Raw genomic sequence first — 22107 nt, 5'->3', positions numbered from 1 at the left:
AGGATACGAATGCCCGAGATCCCCCGACTGACGAGTGAGCGTCTCGTCCTCCGAGCATTCACGCTCGACGATGGTCCCGTCGTCGAACAGCTCGCGGGCGTGCGCGAAGTCGCCGACACGACACTGTCGATCCCGCATCCCTATCCTGCTGGTGGCGGCGCATCGTGGATCGGGACGCACGCCGATGCCTGGAACCAAGCCGGACAGCTCGCGCTCGCGATCTGCCAGCGCACCGGTTCGCGGAATCTTGTGGGCGCCATCAGTGTCCACGTCGAGGAACACTATCGGCACGGGGAGATCGGATACTGGATCGGCAAAGAGCAGTGGGGTAAGGGCTATGCGACAGAGGCAGCCCGCGCGCTCGTCGCATATGCATTCACTGAACTCGGCCTGCACCGCCTTCAGGCGAGGCATTTCCTTCGTAATCCGGCATCCGGTCGCGTCCTCCAGAAGGTCGGCATGAAGCTCGAGGGCGTTCATCGCGACGCGTACATCCGATGGGGCCAATTCGAGAGCGTCGCTCTGTATGCGATTCTCGAACCCGAGTGGCGGGCGATGCAGTGACGATCGCCGGCCTTGCGGACTTCGACGCCGGGTCGTATCCCAAGCGTCTGGACGACTGGTGCCGCGCGAGCCTTCCTGCGTGGTCCGCGCGCGGCACTGTCGGCACCTTGGCCATTCGACAAGCACTAATACTCCCATGAACCGACTCGCACGATCGGCATCGTTCATTTGCTTTCTCCTCGCGCCCGTCGCGCAGGCGCAGCAATCGTCGGCGTCACGCGCGATGCCCGCCGAGCAGGACCGGCAGCTCGCACGCGCGATCTACAAGGAGATGATCGAGATCAAGTCGGGCTTCACGACCGGCGCGACGACGCCGGTCGCGCAGGCGGCAGCGCGTCGCCTCAAGGCGGCTGGCTTCTCCGATCGCGACATCTACGTCGGAGGGGCGAACCCGAACAAGGCGAACCTCGTCGTTCGCTATCGAGGCACCGGTCGTCAGCGTCCGATTCTCCTCCTCGCGCACACCGACGTCGTGGAAGCGAAGCGCGAGGACTGGAGCATGGATCCATTCCTGCTCAACGAGAAGGACGGCTTCTTCTACGGCCGAGGCACGGGCGACGACAAGGCGCAAGCCGCGATCTGGATCGCGAATCTGATTCGCTACAAGCGCGAGGGGTTCAAGCCCGATCGCGACATCATCGTCGCGTTGACGGCCGATGAAGAAGGCGGCGGCCCGTACAACGGTGTTGAGTGGCTGCTCAAGAATAAGCGTTCGCTCATCGACGCCGAGTATGCGCTCAACGAGGGTGGCTGGGGTGAATCCGTGAACGGCACCAAGCTCTCGAACGACGTGCAGGTGAGCGAGAAGTACGTCGTCAACTATCGGCTCGAGGTCCGCAACAAGGGTGGCCACAGCTCGCTGCCTGTTTCTGACAACGCGATCTACCACCTGGCCGGCGCGCTCGATCGTCTCTCGCGATTCGGATTCCCGCTCAAGACCAACGACGTCACGCGCGCGTACTTCACAGCGATGTCGTCGATCGAGAAAGGACCGGTGAGTGCCGACCTTGCGGCGGTGGCCAATGGCGACACCGCGGCGATGACGCGCCTGGCGCAAGCGTCGACGCCCTGGAACGCGACGCTGCGCACTACCTGCGTCGCCACGATGCTAGAAGGTGGCCACGCGCTGAATGCGCTTCCCCAGCTCGCGGCGGCCAACGTCAACTGTCGCGTGCTGCCCGAGGACAGCGTCGATTACGTGACGGAGACGCTGCGACGCGTGATCGCCGACACGGCGGTGAACGTGATCGTCAGCGGTGCGCCGCGCGGCGCGCCACCCTCGCCGATGCGTGAGGATTTGCTGAACACCGTGAACACAGTGACAACGGAGCTGTGGCCTGGCGTGGCCTCGGTGCCGATGATGGTGATGGGCGCGACCGACGGCGCGTACCTGCGTGCCGCGGGCATTCCGACGTACGGCGTGCAGGGGCTCTTCTACGATCGCGACGACATTCGCTTTCACGGACGTGACGAGCGGCTCAAGGTGCAGTCGTTCTACGAAGGGCAGACGTTTCTGTACGAGCTCGTCAAACGGTTGGCGAGCGCGCCTAACGCATAGAAGTTGCAACGAGATTCGCTCTGACGCACCGTGGAGGGATCAATGGTGGGATGCCGATCGATCTCGAAGCTCTGGTTCATTGGTCTCGCCTCGTGCACTGCTATTTCGGGCGAGCACACCTGCACGCTCATCGGCTGTGACAGTGGTCTCGTGGTGCATCTGGCAACCATGCCAACGGCGCCGTTTCGGGTCGAAGTGCGCATCTCCCCGGGTGATCAAGCGGCCTATGTGTTCGATTGCACCGATCTTACGCGCTGCTCACAGGACGTTTTCCTGAACGGACTCATCGCCGACCGTGCGACCGTGACCGTGATCGTCGGCGCCGCATCCTCGACGACGACGTTTAATCAAATCGTCTACACGACGTCGCAGCCGAATGGGCCGGACTGTGAACCGACGTGTAAACAGGGCACGGTGCAGGTCAGCATACCGACGTGATAACGTGTAGTTCATGAAGTCGTCGAATCGGATCAGCACAGTTCGCCGGAGCACAGCCGCGATAGTCGTCGCGATCACGGTCGGCTGCGAAGGTCACCGCGCGACCGCGCCAGGAGGGCAACCGAATCCAACGCCCGTTGCGTATCCGGGCTTCGACATCGGCGTCTATCCCGGCGACGCCGCGCTCACCGCGTGGCGATTCCCGACGTCGCCCTATCACTGGGTCGGGTATTATCTCGCCGCGCCCTGTCATCGTGATACGACATGGGTGGGACAGTACCACAAAGTGGCCGCGCTCGGCTGGGGAACGGCGGTGCTGTACGTCGGCCAACAGGATTGGTCGCAGATTCCCGACATCATTGCGCTCTCCCGCCGTGCGACGGCGAGTCCCGAGTTCGATCGATCTGTGCAAAGCTCGTTGTCGGCCGCAGCCACCTGTTCCGCTTCACTCTTGAGCGCCACGCAAGGGACAGCTGAAGCAGACGACGCGGTCGCCAAGGCAGCAGCCGACGGCGTCCCACCTGGGGGCGCGATCTTTCTCGACGTCGAGTACGTGACGAGCGTGTCGCAAGCGCTCGTCACGTACATGTCGGCGTGGATCGCTGGCGTGCTCGCCGACGGCCGATTTCGACCGGCGATCTATTGCGCGAAGTCGAACGCCGACGCCGTGCACTCGGCGACGATGGCGGCCTACGTCGCCGCCGGCCGGCACGACGCGCCACCCTTCTGGATCGCGAGCTCGGTGGGGTTCAGCCTAACGACCGTACCGACCGATGTCGGCCTCTCGTACGCCTCGGTGTGGCAGGGCATGTTCGACGTGTCGCAGACGTGGGGTGGACAGAGCGCGACGGTCGACGTCGACGTCGCGAGCTCTCCGTCACCCTCGGCGCCCTAGGACACTCGGAGAAATTCGGCGCTGCCTAACGCTGCGACGCGAGCTGCAATGTTATCCGGCTGGTGCGATGCGCCGGACAGATCACGTGGATCTCGTCAGTCACGGCGCCGTTCGCGGCACTTGTCAGCCGAGCGCCAGTGCTCAGCACCATGGAGCTCACGTTGACGCCGCTCGGCAAAGGCGGACGGAAGGTGAGCATCATCGCCGGTCCCGCGTTTTCAATCTCAAGCTCCGCCCGGTCAGGCGAGAGCCGCAGCGCGAGATTGACTTCCGCGCCGCCGAGCTCGATGTGACGCACACGAAGGGTGTCCCACGCCGGTGGTATGCGCGGCGTGAATCGGAGCAGCCGCTTCGAGGCGTCGACCTGAAGTCCCAACATCCCACGCACCCCGCTCGAGAGGAACGCTGCCGACGACCAGGTCTGATCCGGCACCGACTCGCGCTCGGGCACGAATGCGTCGCCGTTGAGGACTTCGTGCATGTGGCCCGGTGAGTCGAGGCCGAACCAGGGGACGAGATCGCGCCAGAGCGCCGTCGCCGTTGCCGACCGGCCGGCCTCGTAGAAAGCGGTGATGGCGTCAGCCGTGCCGATCGCCCACACGCTTCCCCGCGCGTAGGCATCCGGCTCGTAGAGCGGCGAGTCGTTAGGCGTGCTCCGAATCCCCCACGGCGCGCGGTAATGCGGCGCGGCGAGCGCGTCGAGCAGTGCGCGCTGCTCTGGCTCGCCGAGCAGCCCCTGGTGCAACAAGGCGATGAGGCCACCCGTGAGGCCCTCGACCGGTGCGCCGGAACGGAGATGTCCGCTCAGCCACTGCTGCTTATGCGAGTCATAGTAGGCCGGCCGAATGGCGTCCCGAGCGACGCCGCTCTGGCGCTCCGCGTCTGCCACCTGCGCATGGTGTCCCGTTAGGCGCGCGAGAGTGGCGAAGGACTCGGACGCCGTCACCCAAGCGAGTGACAGCGACAGCTCGTCGCGCTGCGGATCCTGTTCGTCTCGCCCTTGCTGACCGGCAGGGATTTCAGGCAGCGAATGACCTGGCGGGATCGTCGAGCGACAGTAGCCGTACGCGGCGCGGATCGATGCCCAGTGCCGCTTAGCGAAAGCAACGTCTCCCGTGGTCTCGACATAATCCCGCAGTGTGTTCAGAAAATCGAAACTCACGTCCACGTGGACGAACATGTACGGGTACGCGTGCTCCCAATCGAGGAATCCGGCGCTCTGTGACAGCTCGTGCCATATCGCACCGCTGCGCTTGTTCTGATAGCGCATGATGAACGAGAGCTCATCGCGTGCTCGCGCGTAGGCGCCTTCGCGGAGGAGGGCGTCGACGGCAACGAGCCCGTCGCCGGCGAAGAACCATGCGTACTGCGGCCGCCGCGCGCCGCGCGACGGGCCGTAGCCCGCGACGAGACCGCAACCGAGCTGCGGGTTGCAGACCCAGGCCTGCTCGAGCGTCACCTGCGCCCAGTGAAGAGCGCGGTTCACAGCCGTGTCGGGCGTTTCGACATCGATGACGTCGAGGGCCGCATACCGACGTCGCGCACGCGCCTCGTAGTCTCGCGCCTGTCCCGCGAGATTCTTCGCGATCGAGAGTGCCGCCTCGTCAGGCGTGCTCGCACCGGCAAACGCGATCGTCGCGTCCCCCAGCTCTCCCGGCGCAGCGCGGACGGTAAAGCTGACACTCCGCTCGAACTCCGCATCGCGCCGATTGTTCTGTATCTGCTCATGGGCGACGATCTGCCGCGATACCACAGCACCTCGAAATCGCCGCGAGGGCTCGTCGAGCGTGTAGGCCGAGTGTGTCGAGTCCCAGTGGATCTCCTGGCCGCCGATGGATCCCGGCCACATGAGGTTGAGCGACGGTGTGAAGTGCACCGTGATGAGGACCGGTCGACTCGATTCGACGGAATAGCTGATCATCGCCGCGGGCAGACCGACGGGAGTGAAGATGCGCTCGCGCAGCGTGACGCCAGGCGCGGTGTACACTCGTGTCGCCGCAGTGGTCGTATGCTCGATCGTGCTCACCGCCACGCGCCCGTCGACGTCGGCCGTGTCGCCCTCCCCCTCCCCCTCGACGCGAAAGCTGACCCAGTAGTGGCGAACGAGCTGCAGCGGATACGTCCAGATTTCGAGCCCGGGCGTGTTGTAACCGCCGACGAAGCCACGCTCGCCAGCGACGATTACGAAGCGACCCGCTGGCGTCTCGGCTGCGCTCCATCGGAGATCGGCAAGCGTGGCGGTTGTCTGCGCGAATCCACGGCACAGCGGCGCGAGGAGCCCACCGATGACGAGGGCGCAGCGCAAGGGACGCATGGTCGTCATGAGATAGTATTATCGCCTCGAACGTGTTCGCGCGGACGTGGTTGTGACGATTTGTGGATCAGAAGCGTTTGGCAATCAGCCCGCATGGAGAATCCTATGCTTCGCGTGTTGATCGGCGGATGCTTTTTTCTCGCGTCATGCACTGACCTCTCCGGCTTCCTCGAGCCGGCGCCCCCGGCGTTGCTCAATACTCCGCTCACCGTCACGGTGGGCGGCAAACAGGTTGCTTTCGACGTTGGCCTGACGGCGCACCCAGGCCTCGACCTCAGCGCCCTCCTCCGCACAACGGACAATTCGATATGGCCCAGCGCCGTGTCGTCGGGGCGCGTGTGGGTGCTACATCGCAACGTCGCCTGGGTCACCAACACGACGCCCGATACGCGGGCATTGCCGCTCGCCATCGGACTGAAAATTGTGCTCGCGACCGGCGGACCATCCTGGCCAGCGGGCGATAGCGCGGACGTCGTCATGGAGCTGCGCGACGGCAGCGGCGCCACGCAGTTGGTCCGAGCGCCGCGCCAAGTGATCACCAGATGACCGACCGCGACGGTCGCCGTGGAAACCTCTACGGCGTTGGCCTTGACATACTCAGGTGAGCCGCAGGATCATCTCTGTTTGTCAAAGCTTCCGTCGCAGGAGACGCCATGTTGAGACCACTGGCCCGAACACTTGTGCTGATTGCGATTGTCGCGAGCCGTGTCGTCGCGCAGTCGCCGAGCTCTGTCGCCATTCCGACCACAGCAGCGGGTACCGTGCTCCACGCGTGGCTCGACGCGTTCAATAGCGCCGACACCGCGCGTCTTGCAGCGTACGCCCGGCAATATGATCCGAACTACGATCCCAAGTCGGAGCTGAGCTTCCGCGAGCGAACCGGAGGCTTTCAGCTGCTCACGATCGAGCGCAGCGAGCCGCGTCGCGTGGAATTCATCGCGAAGGAGCGCGCGGGAGAGACTACGGCCTATGGACTGATGGCGCTCTCCGACACCGGCCCGCTGCGAATGAAAGACTTTCGGCTCGCGGCGTTGGGGCCTAACGTGAGCGCCGCCGATCTACACATCGACGCCGCGACGCGCCGGCGAGTGATCGATGGAGCCATCGCCGAGCTGGATTCGTTCTACGTGTTCCCCGATGTCGCGAGGCGCATCGCCGATTCGCTGCAGGCGCGCCTCGGACACGGAGCGTACGACGCATATCCCAACGCGATGAGCTTTGCCTTCCGTCTCAACGACGACGTTCGCGCGATCGGGCACGACAAGCACATGCGGGTGGACTACAGTGCGCGGCCGCTTCCCGTGCAGCAGGCGTCCTCGACGCCATCACCGGACGTCATTGCCCGGCGGCAGCGCCAGATGGACGAGATGAACTGCGGCTTCGTGAAGGCGGAGCAGCTCGAAGGGAACATCGGCTATCTGAAGTTCAACGCCTTTGCTGATCCGGAGCTCTGCGCGGCGACGGCGTCCGCGGCGATGAGCTTCCTCGGCGGCACGCGCGCGCTGATCATCGACCTGCGCGACAATGGCGGGGGCAGTCCGGCGATGGTCTCCTACATCGCGTCATACCTCTTCTCGCAGCGGACGCATCTCAACGATCTGTGGACGCGCAGGACGGACAAGACCGAGGAGTTCTGGACGCGCGACTCGCTTCCGGGACGCCGCTTCGGCGGCGAGAAGCCGGTGTTCGTGCTCACCTCCGCGCACACTTTCTCCGGCGGTGAGGAATTCGCGTACGATCTGAAGTCGATCAAGCGGGCGACGCTCGTGGGCGAGACGACCGGCGGCGGCGCGCACCCAGTGTCGGGGCACCGCATCGATGAGCATTTCATGATCGGCGTCCCGTTTGCCCGCGCGATCAATCCGACAACGCACACGAACTGGGAGGGCACCGGTGTGGAACCGGACGTCAAGGTCCCGGCCGCCGATGCGCTGACGACCGCCGAGAAGCTCGCCCGCGAGAAGCTTCGATCGTAGGGGGGAGGGGCCTCAGTCTCCTCTGATCGCCACCATGGGATCCGTACGCGTCGCGCGTCGTGCGGAAAAATAGCTGGCGAGAAGCGCCGCGGTCGCAAGGACCGTGGGGACGACGACGAATGTCGCCATGTCGGTCGGGGGCGTCGCGAACAACAGGGTGCGAATGACCCGCGTCGCCGCGACCGCTCCGAGAATGCCCACCAACGCACCTAAGAAGACGAAGCTCAATCCATCGCGCATAACGAGAGCGAGGATATTCCGTGCCGACGCGCCGAGCGCGATGCGGACGCCAAGCTCTCGCGTGCGCTGAACGACGCCGTAGGCAACGGTGCCGTACAAGCCGATGGTCGCAAGGAGCAACGCACACACCGCGAAGCCAATCAGCACGAACGTCACGAAACGCCGCTGAGGGTCGATCGCGTCCATCCCCGTCTCCGACACGCTCGGCTTCCCCAAGAATCGTAAGGCCGGCTCGACGTCGCGCACCGCACGATCGACGATCGGTAGTGCACGCGCCGCATTCTGCGCGCGCGCCACGAATCGCATCCATGGCCATACCTCGAGCGTGTACGGCAGGTAGACCTCCGCCTGCGGATCATCGTCGGGACCGCCCTCGCGCACGTTGCTGATTACACCGATGACAGGCATGCTGATGGGCTGGCCAAAGTCGGCACGCATCTGCGAGGAGCGACGCACCGTGATCCGCTTGCCTAACGCGGAGCCACCCGGCCACAGCATTCTCGCCAACCGATCGCTGACGACGAAGCCGTTCGGCGATCGCATATCGTCCTCGGTAAACCATCGGCCCGCGACCATCGGAATGCGCATCGTCTTCTGGTAGTCCGCCGAGACCGTGCGATAGAGCGCTGATTCCACCGGGCGTCCGTTCGACGTGGCGTCCGTCTCCACCTTCGTCGGGATCTGCGCGCCACTCGTGGCCGCTATTCCTACGACACCAGGCACCGCACGCACGGCCGCAAGAATTCGTGCGTACAACGCCGCTGCCTCGGCGGGCGCGTCGTAGCGATGCGCCGGCGGAGCGATCGCGAATTCGATCGTCTCGCTCGGGTCATAGCCCAACGGCACCGCGAGCAAGCGGCGAAAGCTTTGAATGAGCAGCCCGGCGGCCAACAGGAGCGTGAGCGCGAGCGCGAACTGCACGGCGACAAGGACGTTCCGGGCCCACGCGTCTCGCGCGCCACCGATCGCTCCCGAAGAGGACGCTCGCACGCGGTCCATGAGACGTCCGCCGCTGCCCTGTAGCGCAGGGAGCACGCCAACGAGCAACGCCGTGAGCATCGACGCAGCGAGCGCGAAGAGCAGCGCGCGGTGGTCGACGCCAAGCTCGGACGCGAAGGGTATTCTCGAGGTCGCGGAGCGTCGCAGGTAACCGACGAGCATTGACGCGAGCAGAAGACCGACGGCGCCGGCGGCAACGGAAAGAAAGAGCGCCTCCGTAAGCAGCTGGCGCGCCAGTCGCCAACGGCCAGCGCCTAACGCTGATCGGATCGCCAGCTCCTGCCGGCGCGCGCTCGCTCTCGTCAGGAGCAGGTTCGCAACGTTCGCGCACGCAAGGAGGAGAACGAGCCCGATCGCGCCCGAGACGACCGTCAACACACCCCGAGCATTGCCGAACAATTCATCGGAGAGCGATTGAAAAGCCACGTTCGTCCAGTGGGCCTGCTCGATCGGGTACTCCGTGGCGAGGCGCGTCGCGATCGTCCGCATCGCGGCTGCGGCGCGCGCCGAGTCCGTTCCGGAACGCAGCCGCATGATCGCCCGGCTATCAACGTGCAACCCGCGCTGATCGAGCGCAGCATGATTTAGCCGGAAGAGTGCGATCGGTTGCCAGACTGACGGTGCGAGCAATTCGTCGCCACCGCTGAAATTCGGGTATACAAAGGCGTGCGGCATCACGCCGATGACCGTCGTCGGAACGCTGTCGACGTCGATGATCTTGCCGATCACCGATGGATTGCCTCCGAATTGCTTGAGGAAGTAGTCATACGACAGCACGGCAACGGGTGGCGCGCCTGGTTGCTCCTCGTCAGGCAGGAACGTTCGACCGAGGATCGGCCGCGTCCCCATGAGGCCAAAGAATCCCGGTGTGACATAGGCCGAGATCGCGCGCTCGTCGCCGCCGGGCATCGGCAGCAAGACGCCATCGCCGCGCACGAACGCGGTTCCCTCGATTGCCCTCGACACGGCCGCGCTCTGTGCTTGCCAATCGCGGAATGTCGGATAGGAGGGAACGCGCAATCCGCCTTCGTCACTGCGCTCGTACACGGTGAGGAGACGGTTGGGCTCATGATATGGCAGGCCGCGCAGTACCACCGCGTCGACGACACTGAAGGCCGCCGTGGTGCTGGCGATACCGAGCGCCAACGTGAGTACGGCGACAGCGGAGAACGACGGCGCGCGACGCAGCACGCGGAGCGTGTACTGTGCGTCCTGCATTGCGCTCTCGAGCGGTCGCGGGATCATTAGGGGATACTGATCACCGATTGTCGAGCACAGAAGCCCTCTATTGCGGCAAAGCTGTCAGAGAGTTGTGGGAACTTATGCCTCGGGGCTCATTCAATGGCTCGAGCTACTCCGCGCCCCGCGCGATCACCGCATCGATAGCCACCGCCCGTCGTGCCGGCGCGAGACAGGCTGCGATCGCCACGCGCAGTAGCGCTCTCATCAAACGACGGCATAATTCCCTTATGACAGCGATGCGATCTCGAGAAATGGATTCTTCGTGGAGTTCCGGCGTAGGAGGCCGCTGATACCGCTGACAAGGCCCTGAAATCACTGACGGGCTTCGTCTGCGGAGACTGCTCCGCGCCCAATGATGTTGTGACTTTTGTGAATCCAACGGGAGATTTCCTGACAGTGCAGGCTTCCGAGCATTTAAACAACAAACCAATCTGCTACTTGGTGCATGGAGCGGTCCGAGCCGAGGAGCGGTCAGTGGTTTCTGCGCGATGTCAGTGGTTTCAGCGTCCCCGCTGACCTCAACCGTTCCCGGAATTCTGTGATGAACCGAGAAATGAAATGACCTTCATTTGCGTGAACGACCTCGATCCGGCGCTCCGTGAGACGTTGACCGTCGGACGGCCAGTCGCGGCGACATGAGTATTGTCAGAATCGCCCTTGCGAATATCCGGGCTGCCGCGACGCCGGAGGAATCGGTCGCGCTCGCGCGGAACGCCATCGCGCGGGCGGCCGACGAGGAGGCGGCGGTCGTCTGCTTTCCCGAATGCTACGTGCCGGGATACCGGACGTCAGGCAAGCCGATGGCTCCGCCTAACGCTGCCTTTCTCGAGCGCGCGTGGACCGAGGTCGCCGGCGCGGCTCGCGAAGCCGACGTCACCGTCATCCTCGGCACCGAGCGTGTCGTCGAGAATGCGGCGCGCATCACTGCCGTCGTCATCGACCGAGACGGAACCGTCGCCGGCTTTCAGGACAAGGTGCAGCTCGACCCGTCGGAGGAGGCCACGTACTGTCCAGGCATCGAGCGCCAGCTATTTCACGCCGGTCCGCTCACCTTCGGCATCGCCATCTGTCACGAAGGATGGCGCTACCCGGAGACCGTTCGTTGGGCTGCGCGACGCGGCGCGCACGTCGTCTTTCATCCACACTTCCACGAGGCAGACGCGACGAGCTTCCGGCCGACCACCTTCGCCGATCCGCGGAACACGTTCCATGAGAAAGCGATGCTGTGTCGCGCCGCCGAAAACAGCTGCTACTTCGCGAGCGTGAATTGCGCGAGCGATGGATCGCCGTCGACGTCCGCGGTGATCAAACCGGATGGATCGGTGCTCGCCTGGCAGCCATACGGATGCGAGGGGTTGCTCGTCGCCGATCTCGACCTGAGCGAGGCGACTGCGCTGCTCGCCTCTCGCTTGCGCGCGTAACGCGTGCAGAAAACCTGAATCTCCAGTGGCGACGCACGTCGTGCTGGTGCATCCGGAGATTCACTGGAACACGGGCAATGCGGGCCGCACCTGCCTCGCCGCCGGCGCGACCCTGCACCTCGTCGAGCCCCTCGGCTTCTCACTCGACGAGCGCGAGGTGAAGCGCGCGGGGCTCGACTACTGGGAACACGTCGACCTGCGCGTCTGGCCAGGCTGGGATGCGTTCGAGAGGGAGTTGCCCTCGCTCGGCGAGCCCTTCTTCTTCTCGACGAAGGCGAAGCGATTGTTCTGGGACGCGCCACTCGGCGGCGAGAATGTCGTGCTGATCTTCGGGCGAGAAACGGGAGGTTTGCCCGCCGATCTGCACGAGCGTTACCGCGGCCGATTCGTGACGATGCCCATCCTGTCGGAACGTGTGCGTTCGCTTAACTTGTCGACGAGCGTCGCGATCGCGCTCTATGAGGTCCTCCGACAACGACGACAAGAATGACAACATCAGCCGTGTCGCTCACGGTCACGGTGCCGCGCGGGATGGCAACCGTGCGAGCGCGCCTGCCGGCGTCGCGTATTCCGACGAGTTTCGCCCAGTATCTCGATCAAGTGTACGCGACGGCGCGCGCTACGGGACTCCCAATCGACGGACAGAACATCTTCGTTTATCGCGAGACCGACGACCCACAGCACGAGCTGGACGTGCAGTTCGGCGTCGGCGTGACGGCAGCCTTTGCGCCTAACGGAGCCGTGACCTACGCGGAATTGCCGGTTGGCGTGGCGGCGACCGCGACTCACTGGGGCGACTACGCCAAACTCGGCGAAACGCACAACGCCGTCATTGCCTGGTGTCGAGAAAACAACCGCAAGCGCACCGGCACGCGTTGGGAGGTTTACGGACACTGGTTCGACGACCCCGCGAAGGTTCGCACGGACGTCTACTGGCTTCTCGAGCCGTAATCTTTCACGGCGGCGACCGGGAGGTCGCGCTCTCGTGCCCACGCCTCCCACTCTGTCGCCGTCCGTTCGCGGAAATTGGACGACAGGTCGGAGCCTTCGGGCAGGTTGAGTTGCTGATAAAGCCGGGTCGCGAAGTGGGGCTCGAGCGCGGCGATAGCGACACGTCCCACTCTCGCTGGATACAGCCGGTAACGCGCTATGGCACCGCCGAGCGGCCCGTTAGGCGTCGTGACGCCATGACGCAGCGACGCGAGCATCGGCTCGAGACTCTCGACCAGGCCGACGTCGATCGTTGCGCCCGGCGGCTGACGGAGTAGTGCGAGCGCCGTCGCAAAGACGCGCTCCGACGCTATGACGTCGGCAGTGAGCGTCCGCGGCATCTCGTCGCCGAGGATGCCCGCCTGCGCCTGGTACGTCAGATCGTGACCTGCCAGCTCCGGCTCGGCAATGCTCCCGACAATCCGAAGGATGCGCAACCCCGGGACTCGCGCCCGCAGCGCCTCCGGATCGCAACCGAGCCGCGCGAGTTGCGACGGACGTTGACTCGTTATGCAGAGATCGACGCCATCGAGGAGTGTCATCAGGCGCTCGCGCGCTGGGTGCGTCTTGAGGTCGAGATGCTCGATCGTGATCCCCTCGTGCAACTCGGTATGCCACGCCGGCGCGAGCGACCGCAACGGGTCACCCGCCGGCGGCTCGATCTTGGTGACGTGCGCGCCGGCTTGCCACATGCGCGCGACCGCGAGCGGCCCAGGGACGTTCTGCGCCATCGTCGCCACGCGCACGCCATCGAGAAATTGCGGAGAAGGCATAAGTCTGTATCGATTCGTAGTACGAGGGCAGCCGCACGGACCATAACAGTGCCGCTCACCGTCGCCGATTGGGAAGGTACCTGCCGCTCGGGCACGGCCGGAACGAGATTGTCTTTGCCGTTACCGAGTACACCGGAGGTTGGGCCTTCGGCGCTCGGCTCGATCCGTACCCGAGAGCGTATCCAAGAATGTTGTCGACGGACATCAGCAAAGACTCATCGAGCGCACCAGCCCACATCGGGCCGGACGATCGCCGTTACCATGACGTCGTCGACAAGCGCTTCAACAAACGCTTCAGCGGGCGGCCCGACTACGTCGTGATCGCTAGCTCGACCGAGGAGGTGATCGGCGCCGTAGAAGACGCGTCGCGCGAGGGACGACGGCTCGTCGTGACGAGCGGCGGCCATTGCCTCGAGGGATTCGTCTCCGATCCCGATGTTCGAGTGATTCTCGACGTCTCACCGATGAAGCGCGTCTACTACGATCACGAGATGCACGCCGTCGCGGTCGAGGCTGGCGCCACCGTCGGCGAAACCTTCAAGGCGCTACACGAGCGATGGGGCACGCTGCTCCCGCTCGGCGAGTATCCGGCGATCGGCATGGGTGGGCACGTCGCGGGCGGCGCCTTTGGCTTTCTCTGCCGCGAGCTCGGCCTTGCCGCGGACTATCTCTACGCCGTCGAAGTGGTGACCGTGGATGCCAGTGGCCGTGCGCGAAACGTCGTCGCCACCCGCGAGGAGTCCGATCCAAATCGTGAGCTGTGGTGGGCGCACACCGGCGGCGGCGCCGGAAACTTCGGCGTCGTCACGCGCTACTGCTTCCGTTCGTTGCCGAAGGCGCCGGAATCGATCACCACCTTCCGGGCGGAGTGGAGCTGGAGCGACGTCGATCGTGAAATCTTTGAGCAACTACTCACCAATCATGGCACGTGGTCGGAGCGCAACAGCGACGCCGAGTCACCGAACACGTCGCTCTGGACGCTGCTCGAGCTCCACCGCAAACAGTTCGGGACGATCGTAATTCGCGGGATGAGCACCGCCGGCGGGGCCGCCGAGGGCCAAATCGAGGATTACCTTGCGGCGTTAGGCGAGCGCACGATCGCGCCGAGCAAGAAGGAGATTGCACGAATGTCGTGGCTCGACTTCGCGCTGAACCCCTTCCCCGATCTCTTCGGCATGCCGCCGGGCGGCGTCTGCTCGAAGGTCAAGGATGCGCTCCTCAAGAGGCGACTCACCGATCATCAGGTGGCCATCGCTTACGACAACCTAACGAGCGACGCGCACGACGTCATGGGCGGGATGCTGGGCTTCGCGACGTATGGCGGACGCGTGAACGCCATCGCGCCCGATGCGACGGCATCGCCTCAACGCGGCGCCATCTTCGACATCGCCTGCAACACCGGCTGGCTCGATCCACGCGAGGAAGAGAAGAACCTGGCCTGGGCGCGGGCTTTTTATCGGGATTTATTCGCCGATACGGGTGGCGTGCCGGTACCTGGCGACGCCTACGATGGCACTTTGATCAACCATCCTGACACCGATCTCGCCGATCCGTCGTTGAATACTTCTGGCGTATCCTGGTCGACTTTGTATTACCAGGCAAACTACCCGCGCTTACAGCGTGTCAAAGACCAGTGGGACCCGCGGAACGTCTTCCGGCACGCATTGTCGATCCGGCCGTCCCACTGAAGCAATGGATCGGCGAGCCTGATCAGCGAGCGCATATCATGAGACAGTGCTGGCTATTCACCGTCGTTGGGTGTGTCGTTGGATCCCAAGCGGACGCGCAGGTGGTCGGTCCGTCTCGCGCTACTGTGGCGGACACGACGTGCAGCTATAGCGCCTGCGCGCTTCGTATCGCGCCAAGCTGGGACGGTCTCGGCGTCGTGCGTGGAAGCACGGGACAGCGCGTCGCGAATCTGCATTTCTTCTGGCCAATGGACGTCACCGACGCGCTGCGTGGTCCCGACGCGTCAGTGGCCGGCGCCGACTCGGCGGCCGGGCATGCACGCCGTGCCTTGCACTTACGTCGAGTTGGCGCAGGCTTCACCGACGCGGGCGCTCTGGCGATTGGCGTCGCTATTCTCCGCGCGATTGGCGCCGGTCACGTGAGCAAGCGCGACCAGGTCATCGCTGGCGTCGGGCTCGGCGCATTCGCCATCAGCGTGCCGCTCCAGTTTGGCGCGGACGGCGAGTTGAGCAAGGCAGTCTGGTGGCACAATCTCCGGTTCGCGCGTCCGCCAGCCACGCCGGCCGTGACGTTAGGCGGCGCCGCTGTCACTGCGCCGCCACCATCGCCGTCGCTGACTGGAACCTGGGACGTCGAGTACACGCTCGACTCGGCGAGCACCAATGCGCCGGCTCCGACCGTTAGGCGAGTGCGCGGCCGTTTGATGTTCGTGACCGAAGGTACGGCCGCACGTGGACGGTTTTCCGTCGACTTCGCGCCCATGTTTGGCGCTCCGCTCGCGCGCGACACGGCTGCCGGTTCCGTCGATACAACGACGGCAACCGAGGTATTCGGCGCACTCAGCGGCACGGACTCCGTGCAGGTCGAGCTCATTCCAAGTGTTGCGCACGGCGGCCTGTCGATGTGGGGGCGGATTGAGGGCGACAGCGTGAGCGGCGCGTGGGCCCAGCGCGCCTACCGCTGTGCTGCTCGAGGCCACTTCCGCATGGCGCGCATCGATCGAACGCCTCTCGTTGTCGCGCCGTCGCCTCGGGACTGAACGGTTTTTGCTCTCTTGGGTGCCCGCCGAGGTGGCCACACTGAACAGGTTCATTGCGGATGCTCCGGATAGGGCGGATGCTTCTGATCGTTCCTCGAATCGTCGGACTCCTCTCTCCAGAGTCGGAATGTTTTGTGAACGGCACACCAGTCGAGCACTGACGCTGGTGGCTAACCGAGGTCGTTCACAAAGTGCATCCCGGCTCGTTGCGAGCGGAGCTGTGCGCGCTCGAGGAGAGATCAGAAGCATCCGCCCTATCCGAAGCATCCGTAATAGCTCTTCGTCAGTGTGGCCTGGCGGGTTTGTTTCCGCGATTGCATGACCGAGAACACACGCAACTCTGCGGAGACCAACTTGCGGCGAGCCGTTCACCTGAAGAGTGTTCTACGGCGTTACGCGCTCCGGAAATCCGAGTGGTATGAACTTCCCATCGTCGATCACGCCGTCGCGCACCGTGTAGAGCGTCACGCCCGACGGAAAGACCAGGCCATGTGAGTTCGTCGGGCCCACGATCGCCGCCGCGAGATTGAATCGCGTCCGCTGGCCCTCGATCTCGTACACCACCTTTTCGGCCGCGTGGAAATGGCCGCCGAGAGCGAGGACGTGGTTCCGTTTGCGCAGGATGCTCAACACATCACCGGCATTGGAGACCGTGTGCCGATACACCGTCTTTCCATTCACCGTGATCAGGGACGGAGCGGGCGGGCCATCCATGTAGCCGTTGAATGCTTCGATGGTCGAGACGAATGGAATGTGATCGAAGGTGACGACGGGCATCGTCGGCGGAACGAGCGCGAGGTCGCGCTGGAGCCACGCGAGCTGCAGGCTGTCCACGTGTCCGTAGTACCACCGATCCTCGATGTCCGCGGTGTTGAGCCCGACGAAGTGCACGCCGCCGTAGTTGAACGAGTAGTAATCCGGGCCGAAGTACTTGCGGTACATACCTCGACCGTACAGCGGATTTGTCGCGCTGACGTGTGATTTGTCGCGCTCGATACCAAAATTCTCATGGTTCCCGGGCACGGTCCACATGGCCGTGCGAAAAGCCGACGTCTCGTGCGCGAAGAGATCGTAGTAGCTCGTCGCCTCGGGCTCGCCGACGCGGAGCGCGTCGCGCACCAGATCGCCGGTAACGATCAGGAACGCGGGCGAGAGTGAATCGACGAGCGCGCCGAGGCGGCGCGTGCGGTCGACGCTCGCGGGCGAGATGTGAGTATCGGACGCGTGAACGAAGCTGAACGCGCGGACGCGTCCTGTCGCCGTGAGTGCGAAGGCGATGCTCGAGGCGCTGTCACCGACCGCGCGCCAGAACGCGCCGCGCGCGCGAAAGCCATCGGGGAAGGAGACGAAAACGATCCGCGAGCTGCCGCGCGGAATGCGGAAGGCGCCCGATGCGTCCGTCGTCACAACCGTGTCCTGGTTGGAGACGGCGACGCCAGCGACGCCGCGCTCGTTCGAGTCGCGCCGGCCATTGCCGTTCGCGTCGACGAAGACGGTACCACCGATCTGCTGCGCCGCCGCGGGAGCGCCGACGAGCAAGACTGCGAGCGCCGCGCATGAGAGAACCAGAGGCTTTGTCACGAGTCTCCCTTTTTGATGATCGGGCTTGCTGCGGGGGATGGCCGGAATCAAGATCAAAATTCATCTTTGTACCCCATCTCGTCGAGCGGCCTGACAATGACCGAACAAGACCCCGAGTTGAGGCCGTCGGGCGAGCCGTGGCTGTCGACGGTTAGGCGTGCGCTGACGGTCGGCGCGCTGCTCGGCGCCGGCGCATGCGGCCGGCGCACCGAACCATCCATCGATTGGCGCGTCACCGGAGGCGAACCAGGCAATTCCCGGTACTCGTCGCTCGACCAGATCAACCGTGGCAACGTCGGCCAGCTACGCGTGGCGTGGACCTATCACACGGGCGACATCCCAACCGAACATTCCGAGATGCAGGCGACCCCTATCGTCGTCGATAGCGTTCTCTATACGACCACACCGGCGCTCGCCATCGTTGCGCTTCGCGCCGACAATGGCGCGCTCCTCTGGCGATTCGATCCATTCGCGAGCGGCACGCGCGAGTCGCACGTGAACCGGGGCGTCGTCTACTGGGCAGACGATCGCGATGCGCGGATCTTCTTCACCGCCGGCCGCCGGCTCTATTCGCTCGACGCGCGCACGGGAAAGCCGGATCGCGTCTTCGGCAACCTCGGCTCGCTCGATCTCGCGGCTGGACTCGGCCGCGACGTCGCCGGCGAGTATCTCGTTGCGACGAGCCCCGGCGTCGCCTATAAGGATTTGCTCATCCAGGGATCGCGGGTCGGCGAAGGCGAAGGCTCCGCGCCCGGCGACGTGCGAGCGTACGACGTGCACACGGGACGCATCCGCTGGACCTTTCACACGGTTCCGCGACCCGGCGAGTTTGGCTACGAGACGTGGCCCGCGGATGCGTGGCGCACGGTCGGCGGCTCGAATTCCTGGCCGGGCATGTCAGTAGATGTGAAACGCGGCATCGTCTACATACCAACCGGCTCCGCGACCCCAGATTTTTATGGCGGCGATCGCGTCGGCGCGGATCTCTTCGCGAATACCCTGCTCGCGCTCGACGCCAACACCGGAAGGCGAATCTGGCACTTCCAGTCGGTGCACCACGATCTCTGGGATCGCGATCTCCCCGCCGCGCCGAATCTCGTGACCCTGACGAGCGGCGGCCATCGCGTCGACGCGGTCGCGCAGATCACCAAGAGTGGGTTCGTCTTCGTGTTCGACCGTACCTCGGGCAAGCCGCTCTTTCCGATCGAGGAGCGACCCGTTCCGTCGTCCGATTTGCGCGGCGAACAGGCGTGGCCGACGCAGCCGATTCCCGCGAAGCCGGCTCCCTTCGCGCGGCAGCGCATGACCGAGGTCGACCTAACGAGTATCAGCCCGGAGGCGCACGCGGCAGCACTCGAGCGCTTTCATGCCCTTCGGGCCGACTCGCTCTTCACGCCGCCGAGTGTCGAGGGCACGATCATTCTCCCCGGCTTCGATGGTGGCGGCGAGTGGGGCGGCGCGGCCGTCGATACCACGACGGGCGTGATCTACGTCAACGCGAGCGACGTCCCCTGGATCGCCGCGATGCGCGAGGTCGCGAAGGTTCCGATCGCGAGTCGCTCGCGCACCGGAGCGGCAGTCTATGCAGCGGCCTGCGCGAGCTGCCATGGACGCGACCGGCGCGGACAGGAGCGCGCGCCATCGCTCGTCGGCGTCGGCTCGCGTCTCTCCATCGACCAGTTGCAGGACGTCATCGAGCGCGGACGCGGCTTCATGCCGGCGTTTGCGAACCTGCCGGAGAAGGAGAAGAGTGCGGTGATCGCGTATCTCGTGGGCAAGCCGCATGTAGTGCTTGCGAGATCGACGCATCGCGTCGAGTCAGCAAAGGCACCCTACGCGTTCCTTGGCTACGAGCGATGGCGAGACTCGGCCGGCATGCCCATGATCAAGCCACCGTGGGGCACGCTGAGCGCGATCGATCTCAACACCGGTGCGTACAAGTGGCGAATTCCGCTTGGCGATCACTCCGAGCTGTCGGCCAAGGGCATGAGCAACACCGGCGCGGAGCAGTACGGTGGACCGATCGTGACCGCGGGCGGACTCGTCTTCATTGCCGCAACGCAGGACGCCAAATTTCGCGCGTTCGACAAGTCGACGGGCAGGCTACTGTGGGAGACGTCGCTGCCGGCGGCCGGCTACGCGACGCCGAGTACGTTCTCGGTGCATGGCAAGCAGTACGTCGTGATCGCGGCGGGTGGCGGGAAGCTCGGTACGCCGTCCGGTGACGCTTACGTAGCGTACGCGTTGCCGTAATTTTCAGCGACCAGCCACCCCTCGAGCTTTGCCACGCGAGCCGATTCCTACCTGGTATTTCGCTGCGGTCGTCGTCAAGCATGGCGACCGCTTTCTCCTCGTGCAGGAGCGAAAGAAGGATCAGGGCTGGCATCTTCCGGCAGGGCGCGTCGAGCCCGAGGAGTCGATCGCCGAAGGAGCGGTGCGCGAGACGCTGGAGGAGTCAGGGGTCAAGATCCGATTGACCGGCATCCTGCGCATCGAACACACACCCGGGAGCGAGGCGCGACTGCGCGTCGTGTTCCTCGGCGAGCCACGCGGCGCGACGACGACGAAGCAGAAGCCGGATCGGGAGTCGCTGCGTGCCGAGTGGGTTTCGCTTGCGGAGCTCCCGAAATACAAGCTTCGTCGCCGCGGCATCGAGGAAGTCATTCGATACGTCATGAATGGTGGCGCTGCCTACCCCCTCGACGTGCTCCAGGAGGAAGGCCGACCATACCCACGCGCGCGATCGGGGGATGGACGCGGCGAAGAGGGAACGATGGGCCGGCTTCGCCGCTCGATACGCGTGGTGCTCACCGGTCGCGACACGAAAGGTTAGCCTTCGCCCGGACATCTCACCGGACCCATATGAACTGGCCCTACATTCACATCCTCATCAATCACTTCCCGATCATCCTCACCGTGGTCGGGAGCGCGGTGTTGGCGCTCGCGCTGATCGTTAGGCAACGCGCCGTCTGGCTGTACGCCGTGGCGACGTTGACGCTGGCGGGACTGAGCATCTACCCCGTGTACTTCGCCGGCGATCAGGCGTCCGACGCGCTTCGCAATACGTGGTACGTCGTGCGCTCGATGGTCGACGCGCACGATGCCGCGGCGGGATGGGCGCTGGGCTGTGTGCTCGTCATGGGCGCGGCAAGCGCGTATACGTGGTGGCGAATGCTTCGCCGCGAGACGATGGGACTTCCGCCGGTGTGGCTCCGCGTCGTCGTCGCCGTGCTCGCGCTCTTCGGGCTCAGCACCGTCGCTCGCACGGCGTATCTCGGTGGAGAGATCATTCACGATTCGCCGCGGCTGGCGAATCCGGGCAGTATCGCGACGCCGGCGAAGTAAGGGGTTTTTCGCGGAATTTCGGAATGAGCCGTAGGGGGCCGCTGAAACTGCTGACACGGCCCTGAAAACGCTGACTGGTTCCCGGCGGCGATAGGCAACAGCTGGCGCTGGAAGGATGAGTACTTAGTGTGCGCTTGCGGCCATCGTTGCGCATGGCATTCGTTGACGCGAACTATCCGCTTTCTGAGCTCACAGGCGACGTCATCGCGGGATTCTACCGTACCTACGACGCCTTTGGATTCGGCTTTTTGGAATCCGTCTACAGACGGGCACTGTCCGTCGAACTCAAGCTCGCGGGGCTTGGCGTTGAGCGAGAAGTGCCCTTCGAGCTATTCCATCTGGGTGAGGCGATTGGGCGCTATCGCGCCGATCTGATCATCGAAAAGACGCTTATCGTAGAGATAAAGACGGGCCGATTCCTCGACTCCGAAGCGATACCACAAGTGCTCAACTACTTGAACGTGACTCGGCTGCCTCTCGGTCTCATTCTATTCTTTGGCCCGAAGCCGAAAGTCAAACGAGTCATCCTCGACAGCACTCGCGAATACCCAGTCATCTCCCGGCTGAAAGATCGGTCCACGCAATCCTTCGGCGGTGCCAACGCCGTGTCAGTGGCTTCCGTGGCCCACTGTTCGAGTCCAATAATTGGTTCATCACAGGATTCCGGGAACGGTTGAGATTAGCGGGCCGCTGAAATCGCTGACACTGCGCTGAAACCACTGACGGGCTCCGTGTACGGAGACAGCTCCGCGCGCAGTGACGTTGTGAATTTGTGAATGTGTCGGGAGGCTCCCTGACCGTTGGAGGCTTCCCGACGCATCGGAACAAGAAACCCTCTGCTCCTTGGTGCATGGAGCCGTCGCTGTTGAGGAGCGAGTCAGCGGTCTCAGCGCCATGTCAGTGGTTCTATGAGAGCGATTGTCAAGGGCGGACTTCGTCCGTGCGGATTGCGTGGGCGTTTTTTCCCGTGCAATCAGCCCTGATGGTTGCTTGGCGGACGAGATCGTCCGCTGCGATTGAGCTCGCAGTGCACTCTTCTTCTG

Annotated in this window: 19 protein-coding genes; 15 read left to right on the top strand and 4 right to left on the bottom strand. The window is 64.4% G+C overall.

The genetic code is table 11. From position 1 onward, the window contains the following. Window positions 1-9: 9 nt before the first annotated feature. The 4 genes from VGH98_06325 (at window position 10) to VGH98_06310 (ending at window position 3455) form a co-directional block, all read left to right on the top strand. Window positions 10-564, top strand: coding sequence for a GNAT family protein (locus VGH98_06325; protein ID HEY2375574.1), 555 nt, complete (start codon window positions 10-12; stop codon window positions 562-564). A 136-nt stretch (window positions 565-700) separates the two neighbouring features. Then, window positions 701-2122, top strand: a complete 1422-nt coding sequence (locus VGH98_06320) for a M20/M25/M40 family metallo-hydrolase (GenBank protein HEY2375573.1) — start codon at window positions 701-703, stop codon at window positions 2120-2122. 42 nt (window positions 2123-2164) lie between these two features. Beyond that, complete coding sequence (locus tag VGH98_06315) at window positions 2165-2560, top strand: hypothetical protein (GenBank protein ID HEY2375572.1); 396 nt, start codon at window positions 2165-2167, stop codon at window positions 2558-2560. A gap of 13 nt (window positions 2561-2573) precedes the next feature. Next, complete coding sequence (locus VGH98_06310; protein HEY2375571.1) at window positions 2574-3455, top strand: glycoside hydrolase domain-containing protein; 882 nt, start codon at window positions 2574-2576, stop codon at window positions 3453-3455. A gap of 25 nt (window positions 3456-3480) precedes the next feature. Here the strand turns inward: VGH98_06310 and VGH98_06305 are convergent, their stop codons facing one another. Beyond that, window positions 3481-5778 carry a hypothetical protein gene (locus VGH98_06305; GenBank protein ID HEY2375570.1) on the bottom strand — a complete coding sequence of 766 codons (2298 nt, stop codon included), beginning with the start codon at window positions 5776-5778 and terminating at the stop codon, window positions 3481-3483. A 96-nt stretch (window positions 5779-5874) separates the two neighbouring features. Between VGH98_06305 and VGH98_06300 the strand changes: the two genes are divergently transcribed. After that, window positions 5875-6315 (top strand): hypothetical protein, encoded by a 441-nt coding sequence (locus VGH98_06300; protein ID HEY2375569.1) that lies wholly within the window; start codon window positions 5875-5877, stop codon window positions 6313-6315. A gap of 107 nt (window positions 6316-6422) precedes the next feature. Then, on the top strand, window positions 6423-7745 hold the full coding sequence (locus VGH98_06295; protein ID HEY2375568.1) for a S41 family peptidase: 1323 nt from the start codon (window positions 6423-6425) through the stop codon (window positions 7743-7745). Between the two features lie 12 nt (window positions 7746-7757). Here the strand turns inward: VGH98_06295 and VGH98_06290 are convergent, their stop codons facing one another. Further along, on the bottom strand, window positions 7758-10202 hold the full coding sequence (locus VGH98_06290) for an ABC transporter permease (protein ID HEY2375567.1): 2445 nt from the start codon (window positions 10200-10202) through the stop codon (window positions 7758-7760). Between the two features lie 659 nt (window positions 10203-10861). Here VGH98_06290 and VGH98_06285 point away from each other — a divergent pair. Genes VGH98_06285 through VGH98_06275 form a run of 3 tightly spaced genes read left to right on the top strand, consistent with a single transcriptional unit; the run spans window position 10862 to window position 12598 of the window. Further along, window positions 10862-11647, top strand: a complete 786-nt coding sequence (locus VGH98_06285; GenBank protein HEY2375566.1) for a carbon-nitrogen hydrolase family protein — start codon at window positions 10862-10864, stop codon at window positions 11645-11647. 25 nt (window positions 11648-11672) lie between these two features. Further along, a complete protein-coding gene (locus tag VGH98_06280; GenBank protein HEY2375565.1) occupies window positions 11673-12137 on the top strand; it encodes a tRNA (cytidine(34)-2'-O)-methyltransferase in 465 nt (154 codons plus the stop codon). Further along, window positions 12134-12598 (top strand): GyrI-like domain-containing protein, encoded by a 465-nt coding sequence (locus VGH98_06275; protein HEY2375564.1) that lies wholly within the window; start codon window positions 12134-12136, stop codon window positions 12596-12598. Before VGH98_06280 ends, VGH98_06275 begins: the two co-directional genes overlap by 4 nt. On the opposite strand, the gene VGH98_06270 is transcribed toward VGH98_06275, so the two are convergent. Beyond that, window positions 12577-13410, bottom strand: a complete 834-nt coding sequence (locus tag VGH98_06270; GenBank protein ID HEY2375563.1) for a CoA transferase — start codon at window positions 13408-13410, stop codon at window positions 12577-12579. The two genes, VGH98_06275 and VGH98_06270, sit on opposite strands and share 22 nt — an antisense overlap. A gap of 68 nt (window positions 13411-13478) precedes the next feature. Here VGH98_06270 and VGH98_06265 point away from each other — a divergent pair, with 68 nt between their 5' ends. Further along, entirely contained in the window at window positions 13479-15098 is a 1620-nt protein-coding gene (locus tag VGH98_06265) for an FAD-binding oxidoreductase (protein HEY2375562.1), read from the top strand. A 38-nt stretch (window positions 15099-15136) separates the two neighbouring features. Next, window positions 15137-16138: a hypothetical protein gene (locus VGH98_06260; protein ID HEY2375561.1), complete on the top strand. Its 1002-nt coding sequence runs from the start codon at window positions 15137-15139 to the stop codon at window positions 16136-16138. Window positions 16139-16522: 384 nt separating this feature from the next. Here the strand turns inward: VGH98_06260 and VGH98_06255 are convergent, their stop codons facing one another. Then, the gene (locus tag VGH98_06255) at window positions 16523-17719 is read right to left on the bottom strand and encodes a metallophosphoesterase (GenBank protein HEY2375560.1); all 1197 of its coding nucleotides are present in this window, start codon (window positions 17717-17719) and stop codon (window positions 16523-16525) included. 96 nt (window positions 17720-17815) lie between these two features. Here VGH98_06255 and VGH98_06250 point away from each other — a divergent pair, with 96 nt between their 5' ends. From VGH98_06250 to VGH98_06235, 4 genes are all read left to right on the top strand, one after another. Next, window positions 17816-19972 carry a PQQ-binding-like beta-propeller repeat protein gene (locus tag VGH98_06250; GenBank protein ID HEY2375559.1) on the top strand — a complete coding sequence of 719 codons (2157 nt, stop codon included), beginning with the start codon at window positions 17816-17818 and terminating at the stop codon, window positions 19970-19972. A 28-nt stretch (window positions 19973-20000) separates the two neighbouring features. Further along, the gene (locus tag VGH98_06245) at window positions 20001-20552 is read left to right on the top strand and encodes an NUDIX domain-containing protein (GenBank protein HEY2375558.1); all 552 of its coding nucleotides are present in this window, start codon (window positions 20001-20003) and stop codon (window positions 20550-20552) included. Between the two features lie 29 nt (window positions 20553-20581). Further along, the gene (locus VGH98_06240; protein ID HEY2375557.1) at window positions 20582-21064 is read left to right on the top strand and encodes a hypothetical protein; all 483 of its coding nucleotides are present in this window, start codon (window positions 20582-20584) and stop codon (window positions 21062-21064) included. 152 nt (window positions 21065-21216) lie between these two features. Beyond that, the gene (locus tag VGH98_06235) at window positions 21217-21741 is read left to right on the top strand and encodes a GxxExxY protein (GenBank protein ID HEY2375556.1); all 525 of its coding nucleotides are present in this window, start codon (window positions 21217-21219) and stop codon (window positions 21739-21741) included. Window positions 21742-22107: the final 366 nt, after the last annotated feature.

The sequence above is a fragment of the Gemmatimonadaceae bacterium genome, from assembly GCA_036496605.1.
In the GTDB taxonomy this organism is placed as follows: domain Bacteria; phylum Gemmatimonadota; class Gemmatimonadetes; order Gemmatimonadales; family Gemmatimonadaceae; genus AG2.
This window is presented reverse-complemented; position numbering and strand designations above follow the sequence as displayed.

Excerpts from the sequence above, each read along its gene's own strand:
- VGH98_06270 (HEY2375563.1), bottom strand. The coding sequence starts at position 13,410 with ATGCCTTCTCCGCAATTTCTCGATGGCGTGCGCGTGGCGACGATGGCG.
- VGH98_06310 (HEY2375571.1), top strand. The coding sequence starts at position 2,574 with ATGAAGTCGTCGAATCGGATCAGCACAGTTCGCCGGAGCACAGCCGCG.
- VGH98_06315 (HEY2375572.1), top strand. The coding sequence starts at position 2,165 with ATGGTGGGATGCCGATCGATCTCGAAGCTCTGGTTCATTGGTCTCGCC.
- VGH98_06320 (HEY2375573.1), top strand. The coding sequence starts at position 701 with ATGAACCGACTCGCACGATCGGCATCGTTCATTTGCTTTCTCCTCGCG.
- VGH98_06250 (HEY2375559.1), top strand. The coding sequence starts at position 17,816 with ATGACCGAACAAGACCCCGAGTTGAGGCCGTCGGGCGAGCCGTGGCTG.
- VGH98_06300 (HEY2375569.1), top strand. The coding sequence starts at position 5,875 with ATGCTTCGCGTGTTGATCGGCGGATGCTTTTTTCTCGCGTCATGCACT.
- VGH98_06295 (HEY2375568.1), top strand. The coding sequence starts at position 6,423 with ATGTTGAGACCACTGGCCCGAACACTTGTGCTGATTGCGATTGTCGCG.
- VGH98_06275 (HEY2375564.1), top strand. The coding sequence starts at position 12,134 with ATGACAACATCAGCCGTGTCGCTCACGGTCACGGTGCCGCGCGGGATG.
- VGH98_06260 (HEY2375561.1), top strand. The coding sequence starts at position 15,137 with ATGAGACAGTGCTGGCTATTCACCGTCGTTGGGTGTGTCGTTGGATCC.
- VGH98_06305 (HEY2375570.1), bottom strand. The coding sequence starts at position 5,778 with ATGACGACCATGCGTCCCTTGCGCTGCGCCCTCGTCATCGGTGGGCTC.
- VGH98_06235 (HEY2375556.1), top strand. The coding sequence starts at position 21,217 with ATGGCATTCGTTGACGCGAACTATCCGCTTTCTGAGCTCACAGGCGAC.
- VGH98_06325 (HEY2375574.1), top strand. The coding sequence starts at position 10 with ATGCCCGAGATCCCCCGACTGACGAGTGAGCGTCTCGTCCTCCGAGCA.
- VGH98_06285 (HEY2375566.1), top strand. The coding sequence starts at position 10,862 with ATGAGTATTGTCAGAATCGCCCTTGCGAATATCCGGGCTGCCGCGACG.
- VGH98_06240 (HEY2375557.1), top strand. The coding sequence starts at position 20,582 with ATGAACTGGCCCTACATTCACATCCTCATCAATCACTTCCCGATCATC.
- VGH98_06290 (HEY2375567.1), bottom strand. The coding sequence starts at position 10,202 with ATGCAGGACGCACAGTACACGCTCCGCGTGCTGCGTCGCGCGCCGTCG.